Source organism: Pseudomonas sp. NPDC099000 (assembly GCF_044759925.1).
Classification (GTDB): domain Bacteria; phylum Pseudomonadota; class Gammaproteobacteria; order Pseudomonadales; family Pseudomonadaceae; genus Aquipseudomonas.
This window is the reverse complement of the sequence record NZ_JBIWAF010000024.1, coordinates 15,787-31,507: the sequence shown is the minus strand read 5'-3', so window position 1 is coordinate 31,507 and position 15,721 is coordinate 15,787. Positions and strand designations below refer to the sequence as shown.

Below are 15,721 nucleotides of genomic sequence, written 5' to 3'. Positions count from 1 at the left end.
GTCTGGCGCAGTTTTGCCGATAAGTAGAAGAAGAGATTTTTTAACTTCCGAATATGACCTTGAACCCGACTCAGTAAGTGCTCTCCTACCTATGGCTAAATTAATCGGCATCATCGTCGTATTCGCGAGCGTGCTCGGCGGATACGTGCTCTCCCACGGCAAGATTGCCGCCCTGATTCAACCTTTCGAGGTGATGATTATCGGTGGTGCGGCCCTCGGTGCATTCCTGCAGGCCAACCCAGGTCACATGTTCAAACTCGTTCTCAAGAAAGCCTTGGGAATGTTCAGCTCGCGCTTCAATCACACGTTCTATCTGGAAGTGCTGGGCCTGATTTACGAGATCCTCAACAAAAGCCGCCGCGAAGGCATGATGGCAATCGAAGGCGACATCGAAGACGCCGCCGCGAGCCCGATCTTCGCCAAGTACCCGGCCGTTCTGAAAGATGACCGCATGACCGCGTACATCTGCGATTACCTGCGCATCATGTCCTCCGGCAACATGGCGCCCCACGAGCTCGAAGGCCTGTTCGACATGGAGCTGACCAGCCTCAAGGAAGACCTCGATCACCCTTCCCACGCCGTGAACGGCATCGCCGACGCCATGCCCGGTTTCGGTATTGTCGCGGCGGTATTGGGTATCGTGGTGACCATGGCCTCCCTGGGTGAAAGCGACCAGAAAATGATCGGCGTACACGTCGGTGCGGCACTGGTGGGGACCTTCTTCGGTATTCTCGCCGCCTACGGTTTCTTTGGCCCGCTGGCCCATGCCCTGGCCCACGAAGCCAAGGAAGAACTGAACGTCTACGAAGCCATCAAGGCCTCGCTGGTGGCTTCGGCTTCCGGTATGCCGCCATCGCTGGCAGTGGAATTCGGTCGCAAGGTTCTGTACCCGGCGCACCGTCCTAGCTTCGCTGAGCTGGAACAAGCGGTTCGCGGTCGCTAAGTCATGGAAAATAACCAGCCGATAATCATCAAGCGCGTCAAAAAGTACGCGGGCGGACATCACGGGGGCTCCTGGAAAATCGCCTTCGCGGACTTCGCGACGGCGATGATGGCGTTCTTCCTGGTGCTGTGGCTGCTGTCCACCGCAACGCCGGAACAGAAGATTGCCATCGCCGGTTACTTCAAGGACCCGGTCGGTTTTTCCGAAAGCGGCACGCCGTACATCATCGATTTGGGCGGCTCCCCGACCCTGGCACCGGAGAACACCCTCAACCCCGAGGTGAAGTCTCAGCCGCAGCCGGACCGAGTCACCGTCGACACCGACCAGGTCGAAGGGATGGCCGAGCAGGTTGAGAAGGAACGTCTGGAACTGTTGCTGCAAGAGTTGCAGAACAAGGTCGATGAAAACCCGCAGCTGCAAAAATTCAAGGACCAGATCCTGTTCGAAATCACTCAGGACGGCTTGCGCATCCAGATCATGGACGCGGAAAACCGGCCGATGTTCGACTCAGGCTCGGCGCGCTTGAAACCGTACTTCGAAGACATCCTGCTGGCCATGGCCGACACCATTAAAGCGGTGCCGAACAAGATCAGCATCAGCGGCCACACCGATGCCAAGCCGTACTCGGGCACCGGCGATTTCGGCAACTGGGAACTCTCGGCCAACCGTGCCAACGCCGCTCGCCGTGCGCTCGTCGCCGGCAGCTATCCGGATCCGCAAGTGGCGCGGGTGGTCGGTTATGCCTCGTCGGCGCTGTTCGACCGCGAGAACCCGTTCAACCCGGTCAACCGCCGGATCGACATCGTGGTGCTGACCAAAAAGGCCCAGCGCGCCATCGAAGGTTCGCAAGGCGCTGAACCTGCGCCAGCGCCGACGCCCGCGCAAGGCCAGGGTGGCCTGGGCGAAGTGCCTGCGACACCGGTCGATCCGAACGCATTGCCGGCGGATAAGGAACCGCTGCCGGCCCATGAGCTTCGCGAGCGACTGAATCTCTTCGAAGACCTGGCACCGAAACCGGCGGAGCCGGCGAAGTAGTGACCCACAACAATCAAGCCGACAGAGATGTCGGCTTTTTTGTGCCTGTTAGAAACCCCGTCGAATGCGGTTCTTGAGCTGGTCGTGGAACAACTCGGCATTGCGTCTGTAGGTGCCATAAAGGGATTCGCTGATTGAATCCAGTGTCATTGAGCGCTTGGTCGCCACTTCTTCTCGATAGGCATCAATGAAAAACTCCAGATCCCTGTCGGTGCTGATTTTGGGCCATTTATCGAGGTACAGCGGCAGTTCCGCCGGTTCTGTCTTGAATGAGCAGATCCGTCGATTACTGATGGTCGCTTCACCGATTTCGAACGGTACCCACCACGACAGCGCGGTCTTGCCCGAGACTACCGCTATCAGATGCGTGCATGCGGTGATGTTGCGAGTAATGACCCCGGTAATGTCGTCAGTGGTTTGTGATTCCGGATCCAGCACGTCGAAGTAGGTCTTGATGTTGGCCTGAATCAGGCGGGAGTTGATGGCGACGGCGTGAGGGCGGTCGCTATGGCGGTAGCTGATAAACACAGGCATCAGAAATGTCCCTTGATCGCGAGTTCGCGGTAGTAGGCGCCGAGGGCGGTGAGGCGGCAGCCGGTGGAATGGATGGCGGCGTAGTACATGTGCTCGGCGTCCACCGGTTCGATCAGGCTGTGGCGATTGCACTTTTGCAATTGGGCGAAGACTTCGCCGTGGTCCGGGTCGAACGATGTTTCGGTGGGTTCGTAGCTGGGGTCGAGCGCAAAGACATGGCTGGGCTCCGGGAACCAGTCCTTGAGTTTGCGCAGGGTTTCTTCGGCGATCAGTGGCGTGACCTCGCGCAAGGGGACAAATTGCGAGACGTTGGTCTTGAACACTGGCCGTTGTTCCCACGCGCCCAACGCATTGTCGACGAATGAATACACGCTGCCGGGTGTGACCTTGCCCAGTACGTTAGCGGCCCCGCCGTGCAGCGCTTGCAGCAACAGGTCGGTAAACACGCCGTGGCCGCGTCCTTCAAGCGCAACCTGGTCTTTTTTGCAGGCGGTGAGAATGGTCATGCCTTCGCCGATGACGCTGCTACCGCCGCGTAACCCGCGCATCGCGGCGGCTGCGCCGGCCTGGCAGCAGTCGAGGATGATGATTTTGTTCTTGATGTGGGGGGCGTTGTCCGCCCAACTCAATATGTCGCTGATGCGAATGCCATCGCCACCTGGTGCAAAGTCCTGAGGAATCAGCAGCCCTTCGTCGATGCTGGTATCGAACTGGCCATGGCCGGCGAAATACAGCAGCGCCACATCACAATCGCCGGAAAACAGGCTTTGGATGTGCTGCTTCATGGCCGTCAGCGAAAGGTCATCTTCGGCTGAGGTCAGCACTTTGCTGCTGAAGTTCGGCCGCCCGTTGGCGTGACGCTCCAGCACCGAGGCCATGGCCATCGCGTCGTTATTGCATCCGCTCAATGGAGAGACGTGGGCGTAATGGTTGATCCCGATGAACAATCCCTTGCGCATGGTTCAACCCGCCGCGTGAGTGCGAATGGCACTGATGATGCTGTTGGTGTTCCAGGCGCATTCGGCATGTGCCGCCTGACGTACTACGGTAGAAATTCGCTCCGCGCCAAAGGGTTTGACCGCAATGATCACCTTGCCCATTCGTTTGGCGATCTCGATTTCCTTGTTGATCCACTTGCTGTAGGTGGAATACATCCCCGCCATGATCAGGACCGCCGAGCAGGGCCTGATCTTGTTCTCGATGGCTTCTTCCAATTGTTTATCGGTCTGCGCGCCTATGATCGGGTTGTCGGTCGGCACTGAAAAATTTTTGAACGTGAAGCCGGGTTTGGCGTTGAGCAGCCGCACGAGGTTGTCGTGGGCGTGGGGATAACTCCACGAGTGGCTGATGAACAAATGATAGGTTTGCATGGATATCCCTCGGTATCGCCGGAATGCGAAGAGGGCTTGAATGTATGCACTTGGATGGCCGCAACAAGGCCTGCGCGGTTAAAGAGACGGGTCCTTCAAGCAGGCGTGCAAATGCCCTACAGAGCTGTCTGACGTTTAAAAGGCGGGGGATTTTCAGGGTGCAACGAACAACCCGCCGCCCCGTCTGCATCGGGGCGGCTGGAGTGTCTGTTTAGTAACTGGTTTCGGGCAAACTGGCGATGATCGAGCGGTAGCTGTTCATCCGTTGCTGCTGCACGCGGCCTTCTTCCAGCGCCTTGAGCAGGGCGCAACCCGGTTCGCGGTCATGCTTGCAGTCGCGGAAGCGGCAAGTGCCGATCAAGTCGTTGAACTCGATGAAACCGGCTTCGACGTCGGCGCGGCTGACGTGGCCCAGACCGAATTCGCGGATACCCGGGGAGTCGATCAACTCACCGCCACCGGGGAAGTGGAACAACCGCGCGGTCGTGGTGGTGTGGGTACCCTGGCCAGACAGCTCGGACAGCGGGCCGACACGGGCTTCGACTTCAGGCAACAGGGTGTTGACCAACGAGGATTTGCCGACGCCGGACTGGCCGACGAACACGCTGATGTGCCCGTCCAGTTGTGCCTGCAATTGCTCCATGCCATTGCCGTGGTGCGCCGAGACTTCCAGCACCGGGTAACCCAGCGTGCGGTAAACCGCCAGCAAGGCATTCAGCGCGGGGGCGTTCTGCTCGTCGATCAGGTCGAATTTGTTGAGCAGCAGCAGCGGCCGGATACCGGCGTGCTCAGCGGCGACGAGGTAACGGTCGATCAGGTTTGCGTGAGGCTCAGGCAACGGGGCGAACACGATGACGATCATGTCGACGTTGGCCGCAACAGGCTTGAGCTGGCCACGGCTGTCTGGGCGGCAGAGTTCGGTTTTACGCGGCAGTTGCGCCACGATCACGCCGATGCCCTGGTTGCCGGCACGCCAGACCACCTGATCGCCGGTCACCAGCGCAGGCAGGTTGGCGCGCAAATGGCAGCGGAATACCTGACCCGCTAAATCGCCATCGAGCGCTTCGACTTCGACCTGTACACCGAAGTGCGCGATCACCAGGCCCGTCTGTTCGGGACCCAGGTCACCACCCTCAAGTGCCTCGACAGCCGAGGACTCGCGTTTGGCGGCGCGGGCAGCGCGTTCGCCCTGAATCTTTTCGATGCGCCAGTTTTGACGACGATTGAGTTGGCGTTTGGCCATGGGTGTTCCGTATCAAGAATGCAGCGATTAGGTAAAACGGCCGCGAGTTTAGCACGCCCGGGCGCCGCCCTAGGCTAAACTGCGCAGCATTGCCTAGGAGCCGACACATGCAAAACCCGCAGAATCTGATCTGGATCGACCTGGAAATGACCGGTCTGAACCCTGATACCGACGTCATCATCGAGATGGCCACCATCGTCACCGACAGTGACCTGAACACCCTGGCCGAAGGGCCGGTGATCGCCATCCACCACAGCGACGAGATCCTCGCCGGCATGGATGAGTGGAATACCCGTCAACACGGCGGCTCGGGCCTGACCCAGCGCGTTCGCGACAGCCGCATCAGCATGGCCGAAGCCGAAGCCGAAACCATCGCCTTCCTGGAACAATGGGTGCCGAAGGGCAAGTCGCCGATCTGTGGCAACAGCATCTGCCAGGACCGTCGCTTCCTTTATACCCACATGAAATCCCTGGAAAGCTTCTTCCACTACCGCAACCTCGACGTGTCGACCCTCAAAGAGCTGGCCGCACGCTGGGCACCGGACGTGCGCGACAGCTTCAAGAAGGGCAGCACCCACCTGGCCCTGGACGACATCCGCGAATCCATCGCCGAGCTGCAGCACTACCGCAAGCATTTCATCAAGTTCTGATGGGGCCAGGCCCTTGTGGCGAGGGGGGTTTCTGTGGCGAGGGGGCTTGCCCCCGTTCGGCTGCGAAGCAGTCGTAAAACCTGCGAATGCGGTGTGACTGGAAGAATGCCGGGGAGCGCTTCGCACTCCAACGGGGGCAAGCCCCCTCGCCACAGGGATGCGCGAATGCTTCGGCGCCCTCTTTTGGTGCTGCACCGAAATGGCTAGACTGCGCGCCTTTCTGCAAGGACCGCCACCATGTTGCTGATGCTTTACCTGATCGCCATCACCGCCGAAGCCATGACCGGTGCCCTGTCTGCTGGCCGTCGCGGCATGGACTGGTTTGGCGTGGTGCTGATCGCGTGCATCACGGCACTTGGCGGCGGTTCGGTGCGTGACGTGTTGCTCGGTCACTACCCGCTGACCTGGGTCAAACACCCGGAATACCTGGTGCTGACCTCGATTGCGGCGATGTTCACCGTCTTCGCTGCACGTTGGATGCGCCACCTGCGGTCACTGTTTCTGGTGCTCGACGCCGTGGGTCTGGTGGCATTCACCTTGATTGGCTGCATGACCGCCCTGGAAATGGGCCACGGCATGTTGGTGGCTTCGGTCAGTGGCGTAATCACCGGGGTGTTCGGCGGCATCCTGCGCGACATCTTCTGCAACGACATCCCGCTGATCTTCCGCCGTGAACTCTACGCCAGCGTCTCGTTCGCTGCGGCGTGGTGCTACATGCTTTGCATCTATCTGCAATTACCCGGCGAACAGGCGATTTTGATCACGCTGTTTGGCGGTTTCCTGCTGCGGTTGCTGGCGATCCGTTTCCACTGGGAAATGCCGAAGTTCGTTTATAACGACGAGGCCTGAGCTCAGTGGGGGGCATGGTCGGACAAGTGTGTGCTTCGTAATATCTCGTCGAGGAAGTCTTTTAGGCGCCTCAGTGAAAATAGGGTAAAAAGTTCATAAATAGGGTAATTCGCTATTCAATTACCCTATTTAGCGTTGAATTACCCTATTTGACAGGTAAAACTATATATGCGATCGCTCACACCAGAATATCTCGCAACGCTTCGCTACAACGGGCTGCAGATTGCGACGTTGCGGGCTCTCGGTGAGTACCGTGGCAAGCAACAATTGTTCGTTTCCCAGTCTCCAGAAATTCTCCAGGACTTAAAGCAGCTTGCAGTTATCGAGTCCACAGAATCATCCAACCGATTGGAGGGAGTGGTTGTTTCACCAAGTCGATTGAAGTCGTTGATTATCAAAAATGCCGATCCGAAAAGTCGCTCCGAGCAAGAAGTTGCGGGTTACCGCGATGCGCTTTCTCTTATTCATGAAGCGGCAGAGGGGATGCCATTCTCCGAAGGCGTCATTCGTCAGTTGCATGGCATGCTTTATCGCTATCTACCGCAGGATGGCGGGGAGTGGAAAGCAACGAACAATGACATCATCGAGCGTCATCCGGACGGCAGTTCACGTATCCGCTTTCAACCGGTCGCTGCACATCTGACACCCATTGCAATGGTCGATATGGTCATGCAGTACCGTAAGGCATTGGATCAGAATCTGGCAGACCCGCTTATATTGGTCCCGCTGAGTGTTCTCGACTTTCTCTGCATCCACCCTTTCTCAGATGGCAACGGGCGCGTGGCTAGACTGCTTACCTTGTTGTTGCTTTACCAGTTTGATTATCGGGTAGGCCGTTTTATCAGCCTCGAGCGGATCTTCGAGGACTCAAAGGAAAGCTACTACGAAACACTTGAGGCTAGCTCTCAAGGTTGGCATGAAGGCAGGCACGATGTTCAGCCATGGCTCAACTATTTCTGGGGCGCGCTACTTCGCGCCTACAAGGAGTTTGAGGAGCGTGTCGGTAAAATCGATAAGCGCCATGGAGGCAAAAGCGATCGAATTCGAGTTGAAGCGTTGAAGCGCACTCTACCCTTTTCGATTACTGAGCTTGAAGAGGCTTGCCCTGGTGTGAGTCGTGACACCGTGCGTTTGGTTTTGCGTTCATTGAAAGCTGAAGGACTAATTGAGTCGACTGGAAAGGGGCGCAGTGCCAAGTGGATAAACTTGCATCGCTAAAGAGGAGTTCCGTGGTTGCCAGCGCGCTGCTCATGTTGCTTCAACGCCCACTCGACGTGTTCACGCACCAGCTCCGACGGGTTGTCGCGGCGCGCCTTCAACGCTTCCAGCACCGGAATGCTCGACGGCGCGTTCCCCAATCCCACCGCCAGATTACGCAACCACCGCTCGTACCCGGCGCGGCGCAGCGGTGAACCTTCGGTGCTTGTGAGGAATTTGTCCTCATCCCACATGAACAGTTCGGCCAGTTCGGCGTTATCCAGGTTATGCCGTGGCTTGAAGTCGCTTTCGCCGGACGGGCGGGCGAAGCGGTTCCATGGGCAGACGATCTGGCAGTCATCGCAACCGAACACCCGATTGCCGATCAACGGGCGCAAGTCTTCGGGGATCGCACTTTTCAGTTCGATGGTCAGGTATGAAATACAGCGTCGGGCATCCAGCACGTATGGGCCGACAAAGGCGTTGGTTGGACAGATGTCGAGGCACGCGGTGCAGCGGCCGCAGTGTTCGGTGCTGTGCGGTGGATCGACCGGCAGCGGCAGATCAACAAAGAGCTCGCTGAGAAAGAAATAACTGCCAGCCTTGCGATTCAAGACCAGGGTGTTTTTGCCGATCCAGCCCAGGCCGGCCTGTTCCGCGATGGCTTTTTCCAGCACCGGCGCGCTGTCGACGAAGGCGCGGAAACCAAACGGGCCGATCTCGGCCTGAATTTTATCTGCCAGTTGTTGCACGCGTTTACGGATCAATTTGTGGTAATCGCGGCCCAAGGCATAACGCGATACGTAGGCTTTTGCAGGTTGAGCCAGGCGTTTCGCCATTTCGGTGTCGCCCGGCAGGTAATCCATGCGCAGGGAAACCACGCGTAACGTGCCGGGTACGAGCTCTTCGGGATGTGAGCGTTTGCTGCCGTGGGCGCCCATGTAGTCCATTTCGCCGTGGTAGCCGGCCGCCAGCCAGCGCTCCAGGTGCTGTTCATGCTCGGCCAGATCCAGGCCGCTGATGCCGACTTGCTGAAAGCCCAGCTCGCGGCCCCAGTCCTTGATAGATTGGGCGAGGGCGGGCAGATCTGTGGTAATAGCGGGCATGAGGCGAGAGAAACCGGAGCTGAGGTGCGTATAATTCTGCCAGACATCGGAGCCCGAAGACGCATGCTGCACACTAAAGATGATTTACCCGACGCGCTGTATAGCGCCGCGCAAGTGCGAGCCCTCGATGCGAGCCTGATCGCGGCCGGCACACCGGGCTTCGAATTGATGCAGCGCGCGGCGCGGGCGACCTGGCGTGCGCTGGTCCGTCAGTGGCCGTCGGCGAATGAATTGAGCGTGGTGGCCGGTCACGGCAATAACGCGGGCGATGGTTATCTGGTGGCGGTGCTGGCCCGGCGCGCCGGATGGCATGTCCGGGTGTTGGCGGCCGGTGATCCTCAGCGTTTGCAGGGCGATGCGGCGTTGGCCCATGCCGAGGCCGTGTCCGAGGGCGTCGCGGTTCAAGCCTTCACTGCGCAGTCGGAATTGCGTGGAATTGTGCTGGACGCCTTGCTCGGCACCGGTTTGACCGGGGAGGTGCGAGAGCCCTTCGCCAGCGCGATCGCTGCGATCAACGCCAGTGGATTGTCGGTGGCGGCGATGGATATCCCTTCCGGCCTTTGTGCAGATACTGGGCGTATGCTCGGTTCGGCCGTTCGGGCTGATCTGACCGTGACTTTCATTGGTCTGAAGCTGGGACTGTTCACAGGCGACGCGTCCGATGTGGTCGGCGAGCTGGTTTTCAACGATCTGCAGGCTGACGCCGAGTCGTTTAAGGGCGTCGATATTGATGCTCTCCGCCTGACAGCCGGTAACTTGCCGCGCCTGGCCGGCCGCGCGCCAACGTCCCATAAAGGCAAATTCGGCCATGTCTTGCTGATCGGTGGTGATCGCGGTTTCGGCGGCGCCATTCTGCTGAGCGCACAAAGTGCCCTGCGCAGTGGCGCGGGCATGGTGTCCGTGGCTACCCGCAGTGAACATGTTCCCGCCGCTCTGGCCAGAATCCCTGAAGCCATGGTGCTGGGCACTTCCTCGGCCAATCAGCTGATGGAACTGCTGCAAAAGGTTTCCGTACTGGTGGTCGGCCCGGGCCTCGGGCAGGCTGCCTGGGGGCGCAGCCTTTTGTCGGCGGCAGCCAACGCGCCGCTGCCGCAAGTCTGGGACGCCGATGCATTGAATCTGTTGGCCACAGAGCACGTGAGCTTGCCCAAGGACTGCGTGATCACGCCGCATCCGGGTGAAGCGGCGCGCTTGCTGGGGATAAGCACCGCCGAAGTCCAGGCTGATCGCCCGGCTGCGGCTCACGCGTTGAGCAAAAAATATACAGCTGTGGTGATTCTCAAAGGCGCCGGCAGTCTGATCGCCAGCCCCGATGGGCGCCTGGCGTTGTGTCATCAGGGCCATCCGGCCATGGCTACAGCCGGTTTGGGTGATGTGCTGGCCGGTCTGGTCGGCGCGTTGCTGGCCCAGGGCATGGACGCGTTCGACGCCGCCTGCCTGGCGGTCTGGCTGCACGCCAATGCCGGCGCGCAACAAGGTAAATCGGGCCGCGGGCTGGCGGCCAGTGATCTGATCCCAGCCATTCGTCAGTTGTTGGAGGAGCAAGCACCGTGTCTGAAGTAACCCTGTACCTGGCCGATGAAGAGGCGATGACCGCATTTGGCGCGCGCATCGCACAAACCACCCAAGGGCACGGTCTGATTTTTCTGGAAGGTGATCTGGGGGCAGGGAAAACCACGCTGTCACGGGGCATCATCCGTGGCCTGGGGCATGTCGGAGCAGTAAAGAGCCCTACATTCACCCTGGTCGAGCCCTACGAGATCGGTGACATCCGGGCCTTCCATTTCGACCTCTATCGACTGGTCGATCCGGAAGAGCTGGAGTACCTCGGCATCCGCGATTACTTCGAAGACGACGCGATGTGCCTGATCGAATGGCCCCAGAAGGGTGCAGGCTTTTTGCCAAAGCCCGACCTGACCATTACCATTAGCCCGCAAGACAGCGGGCGTTCGCTGAAAATTTTGTCCCAGGGCTCGCGCGGCGAGTCGTGGTGTGCCGCTTTGGCATTGGAAACCAATTAAATGATGGGGTCAGGTATGCGCTTTCGCGCGATGGTAGCTGCCGTAGGGATGTTGTTTTTGGCGGTGACCGTCGACGCTGTGGCCGAGACTAAGGTCAACAGCGTTCGCCTGTGGCGGGCGCCGGACAACACACGGTTGGTGTTCGACCTGACCGGGCCGGTGCAACACAGTGTTTTCACCCTGACCTCCCCGGATCGGCTGGTGATCGACATCAATGGCGCCACCCTTGGCGCACCGCTGAACGTCAACAGCGCCAATACTCCGATCACTGCCATGCGCTCGGCTCAACGCACGCCGACCGACCTGCGGGTGGTCATCGACCTGAAAAAAGCCGTCACGCCAAAAAGTTTTACCCTTGCGCCCAACGCCCAGTACGGCAATCGCCTGGTGGTCGACCTGTTCGATAACGCCGCCGATGCCGCGCCGATTCCTGTGCCGACCAACGTCGCCACGGTGGCCCCGGTGCCGGTCACTCCGGTGGAGCCTGCGGTAAAACTGCCCCCTGCGCCTGCGGGCAAGCGCGACATCATCGTGGTGATCGATGCCGGCCACGGCGGCGAAGACCCGGGTGCCTCGGGCTCTCGCGGTCAGCGTGAAAAAGACGTGGTGCTGGCCATCGCCCGCGAACTGCAGCGTCAGGTCAACGGCATGAAAGGCTTCCGTGCCGAACTGACCCGCACCGGCGACTACTTCATTCCATTGCGCGGCCGTACCGAAATCGCCCGCAAAAAAGGCGCCGACCTGTTTGTCTCGATCCACGCCGATGCCGCCCCTTCGACTGCAGCGTTCGGTGCGTCGGTGTTCGCCCTGTCTGATCGCGGCGCTACATCGGAGACGGCGCGTTGGCTGGCCGATAGCGAAAACCGCTCCGACTTGATCGGCGGTGCCGGCAACGTCAGCCTCGACGACAAGGACCGCATGCTCGCGGGCGTGCTCCTCGATCTGTCGATGACCGCCTCCCTGACGTCCAGCCTGAACGTTGGTCAAAAAGTCTTGAGCAACATCGGTCGCGTCACGCCACTGCACAAACAGCGTGTGGAGCAGGCCGGGTTCATGGTGTTGAAGTCGCCGGACATCCCGTCGATCCTGGTGGAAACCGGGTTCATCTCCAACGCCAACGAAGCCTCCAAGCTGGCTGCGGCGAACCACCAGCAGGCGCTGGCGCGTTCGATCAGCAGCGGCGTGCGTCAATTCTTCCAGCAGAACCCGCCACCGGGTACCTACATTGCCTGGCTGCGTGATTCCGGCAAGATCGCCCAGGGTCCACGTGACCATCGGGTGAATCCGGGCGAGACGCTGGCGATGATTGCCGTGCGTTATCAGGTGTCTCCGGCCACTTTGCGCAGCGCCAATAACCTGAAAAGTGACGAGCTTAAGATCGGTCAGACCCTGACTATTCCCGGCACAGAACTGGCGTCCAAAGAATGAACCAGGTGTTGACCCATACGGCTCGCATCGAGCTGCTCAGCCCGCGACTGGCGAACCAGATTGCCGCCGGTGAGGTGGTTGAACGCCCGGCTTCGGTGATCAAGGAGCTGCTGGAAAACAGCCTCGACTCCGGCGCCAAGCGTATCGATGTCGATGTGGAACAGGGCGGCGTCAAGCTGCTGCGGGTGCGCGATGACGGCAGCGGCATTTCGGCCGATGATTTGCCGCTGGCCCTGGCGCGACACGCCACCAGCAAGATCCGCAACCTGGAAGACCTCGAACAGGTGATGAGCCTCGGCTTTCGTGGTGAAGCCCTCGCCTCGATCAGCTCCGTGGCGCGTCTGACCCTGACGTCCCGCACCAAGGATGCCGATCAGGCCTGGCAGGTCGAGACCGAAGGCCGGGACATGGCGCCGCGCGTCCAACCCGCAGCCCATCCTGTGGGCACCTCGGTGGAAGTCCGCGACCTGTTCTTCAACACTCCGGCGCGGCGCAAATTCCTCAAGACTGAAAAAACCGAATTCGATCACCTGCAAGAAGTGATCAAGCGTCTGGCGTTGGCACGTTTCGATGTGGCGTTCCATTTGCGCCACAACGGCAAAACCATCCTCAGCCTGCATGAAGCCCATGACGACGCGGCCCGTGCGCGGCGAGTGGCGGCGATTTGCGGTTCGGGTTTCCTCGAGCAGGCCATGCCGATCGAAATTGAACGCAACGGCCTGCATTTGTGGGGGTGGGTCGGGTTGCCGACGTTCAACCGCAGCCAGGCGGACTTGCAGTATTTCTTTGTGAACGGCCGTGCGGTACGCGACAAACTGGTGGCCCATGCGGTGCGCCAGGCGTATCGCGACGTGCTTTTCAACGGTCGGCACCCGACGTTCGTGCTGTTTTTCGAGGTCGATCCGGCCGGTGTCGACGTCAACGTGCACCCGACCAAGCACGAAGTGCGCTTCCGTGACGGGCGCATGGTTCACGATTTCCTCTACGGCACCTTGCACCGCGCCTTGGGCGATGTGCGACCGGATGATCATCTGGCTGCGCCGGTAGCGACGGCGATCGCTCGACCGACCGGTATCGATGCGGGCGAGTTCGGTCCCCAGGGTGAAATGCGCCTGGCGGCCAATGCCTTGCTGGAACAGCCTCAGGCGCAACCGTCGTTCAGTACGCCGGCAGGCTCGGGCGCTGGCGCCGGTTATCAGTATCAGTACACGCCGCGTCCTCAGTCCGGCGTGCCGGCGGCTGAGGCTCAGGCGGCGTACCGGGAATTTTTTGCGCCATTGCCAGAAGCCAACGCTGTCGCGCTCCCGGCCGGGCAGGACGATGTTCCGCCACTGGGTTACGCATTGGCGCAGCTCAAAGGTATCTACATTCTTTCGGAAAACGCCCAAGGGCTGGTGCTGGTGGACATGCACGCCGCCCACGAACGGATCATGTACGAGCGCCTGAAAATCGCCATGGCCAGCGAAGGCCTGAGCGGCCAGCCGCTGTTGGTGCCAGAATCGTTGGCGGTGAGCGAGCGCGAAGGCGATTGCGCCGAAGAAAACGTCGCATGGTTCCAGCGTCTGGGCTTTGAGTTGCAGCGACTCGGCCCGGAAACCCTGGCGATTCGGCAGATCCCGGCCTTGCTCAAGCAAGCCGAAGCCAATCGATTGGTGAGTGATGTACTGGCGGATTTGATGGAGTACGGCACCAGTGACCGTATTCAGGCGCACCTCAACGAACTGCTCGGCACAATGGCCTGCCATGGCGCGATTCGGGCGAACCGGCGTCTGGCGCTGGCGGAAATGAACGGTCTGCTGCGGGACATGGAAAACACCGAACGCAGCGGTCAATGCAACCATGGCCGGCCGACCTGGACCCAACTGGGCCTGGACGATCTGGACAAACTGTTCTTGCGCGGTCGTTGATGAGCCAGCTCCCACCTGCGATTTTCCTGATGGGCCCGACCGCAGCGGGCAAGACTGATCTGGCCATCGAGCTCACCAAAGTGCTGCCTTGCGAGCTGATCAGTGTCGATTCGGCGCTGGTCTACCGCGGCATGGACATCGGCACCGCCAAGCCTTCGAAAGAGATTCTGGCCGAGTTTCCGCACCGGTTGATCGATATTCTCGACCCGGCCGAGAGCTATTCGGCGGCGGATTTTCGTCGTGATGCGCTCGAGGCGATGGCCGATATCACTTCGCGGGGCAAAATTCCGCTGCTTGTAGGCGGCACGATGCTCTACTACAAGGCTTTGGTCGAAGGACTGGCAGAAATGCCGGCGGCCGATCCCGAGGTTCGCGCGCAGATCGAAGAAGAGGCTGCACGCCTTGGCTGGCAAGCCCTGCACGAACAATTGGCGCTCGTTGATCCAGTATCGGCGGCGCGAATTCATCCGAACGATCCCCAGCGACTCAGTCGAGCGCTGGAAGTTTATCGCGTCAGCGGTCAGAGCATGACCGAGCTGCGACTGAGACAAAGTGCGCAAAGTACTGAAGCAGCCGCTTCGGGACTGCAACAATTGCCCTATACTGTCGCGAACTTGGCCATTGCTCCGGCAAATCGCCAGGTACTGCACGAGCGAATTAAACAAAGATTCACGAATATGTTGGAACAGGGATTCATTGACGAGGTCGTAGCCCTGCGTAAGCGAAGTGACCTGCATTCAGGGTTGCCGTCTATACGTGCGGTAGGCTACCGACAAGTCTGGGACTACCTGGATGGCAAGCTGACCCAAGCCGAGATGCAGGAGCGTGGAATCATTGCCACGCGCCAATTGGCAAAACGTCAGTTCACCTGGCTGCGCAGTTGGGCTGATTTACACTGGTTGGACAGCCTGGATTGCGACAATCTGCCGCGCGCCTTGAAATACCTGGGGACCATCTCCATATTGAGCTGAGTCCTTGCAATTGCCGTCTATCCTTGGGGGTGTGACGGCCACAAGCCATCTGTTTACCTATTTTTTATATTGAATCCTTAAAGGAGTGCGGCACATGTCAAAAGGGCATTCGCTACAAGACCCTTACTTGAATACTTTACGTAAAGAGAAAGTTGGGGTGTCCATCTACCTGGTGAACGGGATCAAACTGCAAGGCACGATCGAGTCTTTCGACCAGTTCGTTATCCTGCTGAAAAACACCGTCAGCCAGATGGTTTACAAACACGCTATCTCTACAGTGGTGCCGGTTCGTCCAATTCGTCTGCCTAGCGCAACCGAATCCGAAGCAGGTGACGCTGAGCCAGGTAACGCCTGAGAGGAGTCTCCTTTGTTCTTTGAGCGCCACGGTGGTGGTGAGCGAGTGATCCTCGTTCACTTGGATGGACAGGACCCTGAGGCGCGCGAAGAGCCGCAGGAGTTTCAGGAGT

The 15,721-nt window shown here is 59.5% G+C and carries 17 protein-coding genes; 12 read left to right on the top strand and 5 right to left on the bottom strand.

Going from position 1 to position 15,721, the window contains the following annotated elements; genetic code table 11:
* Positions 1–91 precede the first annotated feature (91 nt).
* Positions 92–943: a flagellar motor stator protein MotA gene (gene motA, locus ACIQV9_RS22735; protein ID WP_403106189.1), complete on the top strand. Its 852-nt coding sequence runs from the start codon at positions 92–94 to the stop codon at positions 941–943.
* 3 nt (positions 944–946) lie between these two features.
* A complete protein-coding gene (gene motB, locus ACIQV9_RS22730) occupies positions 947–1,978 on the top strand; it encodes a flagellar motor protein MotB (protein ID WP_403106187.1) in 1,032 nt (343 codons plus the stop codon).
* Between the two features lie 48 nt (positions 1,979–2,026).
* Here the strand turns inward: motB and ACIQV9_RS22725 are convergent, their stop codons facing one another.
* The 4 genes from ACIQV9_RS22725 to rsgA form a co-directional block, all read right to left on the bottom strand.
* On the bottom strand, positions 2,027–2,512 hold the full coding sequence (locus tag ACIQV9_RS22725) for a toll/interleukin-1 receptor domain-containing protein (RefSeq protein WP_403106184.1): 486 nt from the start codon (positions 2,510–2,512) through the stop codon (positions 2,027–2,029).
* Positions 2,512–3,471: a caspase family protein gene (locus ACIQV9_RS22720; RefSeq protein WP_010464207.1), complete on the bottom strand. Its 960-nt coding sequence runs from the start codon at positions 3,469–3,471 to the stop codon at positions 2,512–2,514. The genes ACIQV9_RS22725 and ACIQV9_RS22720 overlap by 1 nt, the downstream gene beginning before the upstream one ends.
* Positions 3,472–3,474: 3 nt before the next feature.
* The gene (locus tag ACIQV9_RS22715; RefSeq protein ID WP_403106180.1) at positions 3,475–3,882 is read right to left on the bottom strand and encodes a TIR domain-containing protein; all 408 of its coding nucleotides are present in this window, start codon (positions 3,880–3,882) and stop codon (positions 3,475–3,477) included.
* Positions 3,883–4,093: 211 nt separating this feature from the next.
* Complete coding sequence (gene rsgA / locus ACIQV9_RS22710) at positions 4,094–5,125, bottom strand: small ribosomal subunit biogenesis GTPase RsgA (protein ID WP_074873186.1); 1,032 nt, start codon at positions 5,123–5,125, stop codon at positions 4,094–4,096.
* Positions 5,126–5,232: 107 nt separating this feature from the next.
* On the opposite strand from rsgA, the gene orn reads away from it, so the two are divergent.
* The 3 genes from orn (at position 5,233) to ACIQV9_RS22695 (ending at position 7,842) form a co-directional block, all read left to right on the top strand.
* Positions 5,233–5,775, top strand: coding sequence for an oligoribonuclease (gene orn / locus ACIQV9_RS22705; RefSeq protein ID WP_056746367.1), 543 nt, complete (start codon positions 5,233–5,235; stop codon positions 5,773–5,775).
* Between the two features lie 237 nt (positions 5,776–6,012).
* The gene (locus ACIQV9_RS22700) at positions 6,013–6,624 is read left to right on the top strand and encodes a trimeric intracellular cation channel family protein (RefSeq protein WP_007945604.1); all 612 of its coding nucleotides are present in this window, start codon (positions 6,013–6,015) and stop codon (positions 6,622–6,624) included.
* 168 nt (positions 6,625–6,792) lie between these two features.
* Positions 6,793–7,842, top strand: coding sequence for a Fic family protein (locus tag ACIQV9_RS22695; RefSeq protein ID WP_403106175.1), 1,050 nt, complete (start codon positions 6,793–6,795; stop codon positions 7,840–7,842).
* Here the strand turns inward: ACIQV9_RS22695 and queG are convergent.
* Positions 7,839–8,927: a tRNA epoxyqueuosine(34) reductase QueG gene (queG, locus tag ACIQV9_RS22690; protein ID WP_403106173.1), complete on the bottom strand. Its 1,089-nt coding sequence runs from the start codon at positions 8,925–8,927 to the stop codon at positions 7,839–7,841. The two genes, ACIQV9_RS22695 and queG, sit on opposite strands and share 4 nt — an antisense overlap.
* 63 nt (positions 8,928–8,990) lie before the next feature.
* On the opposite strand from queG, the gene ACIQV9_RS22685 reads away from it, so the two are divergent.
* The 7 genes from ACIQV9_RS22685 to ACIQV9_RS22655 form a co-directional block, all read left to right on the top strand.
* Positions 8,991–10,490 carry an NAD(P)H-hydrate dehydratase gene (locus tag ACIQV9_RS22685; protein WP_403106170.1) on the top strand — a complete coding sequence of 500 codons (1,500 nt, stop codon included), beginning with the start codon at positions 8,991–8,993 and terminating at the stop codon, positions 10,488–10,490.
* A complete protein-coding gene (gene tsaE, locus ACIQV9_RS22680) occupies positions 10,478–10,948 on the top strand; it encodes a tRNA (adenosine(37)-N6)-threonylcarbamoyltransferase complex ATPase subunit type 1 TsaE (protein WP_403106167.1) in 471 nt (156 codons plus the stop codon). Before ACIQV9_RS22685 ends, tsaE begins: the two co-directional genes overlap by 13 nt.
* A gap of 48 nt (positions 10,949–10,996) precedes the next feature.
* The gene (locus tag ACIQV9_RS22675; RefSeq protein ID WP_403106319.1) at positions 10,997–12,376 is read left to right on the top strand and encodes an N-acetylmuramoyl-L-alanine amidase; all 1,380 of its coding nucleotides are present in this window, start codon (positions 10,997–10,999) and stop codon (positions 12,374–12,376) included.
* Positions 12,373–14,283, top strand: coding sequence for a DNA mismatch repair endonuclease MutL (gene mutL / locus ACIQV9_RS22670; RefSeq protein WP_403106164.1), 1,911 nt, complete (start codon positions 12,373–12,375; stop codon positions 14,281–14,283). Before ACIQV9_RS22675 ends, mutL begins: the two co-directional genes overlap by 4 nt.
* Positions 14,283–15,254, top strand: a complete 972-nt coding sequence (gene miaA, locus ACIQV9_RS22665; protein WP_403106161.1) for a tRNA (adenosine(37)-N6)-dimethylallyltransferase MiaA — start codon at positions 14,283–14,285, stop codon at positions 15,252–15,254. The genes mutL and miaA overlap by 1 nt, the downstream gene beginning before the upstream one ends.
* A gap of 94 nt (positions 15,255–15,348) precedes the next feature.
* On the top strand, positions 15,349–15,609 hold the full coding sequence (hfq, locus tag ACIQV9_RS22660; protein ID WP_007902656.1) for an RNA chaperone Hfq: 261 nt from the start codon (positions 15,349–15,351) through the stop codon (positions 15,607–15,609).
* Between the two features lie 12 nt (positions 15,610–15,621).
* Positions 15,622–15,721: hypothetical protein (locus ACIQV9_RS22655; RefSeq protein WP_403106317.1), on the top strand; the 100-nt coding region annotated here is incomplete at its 3' end.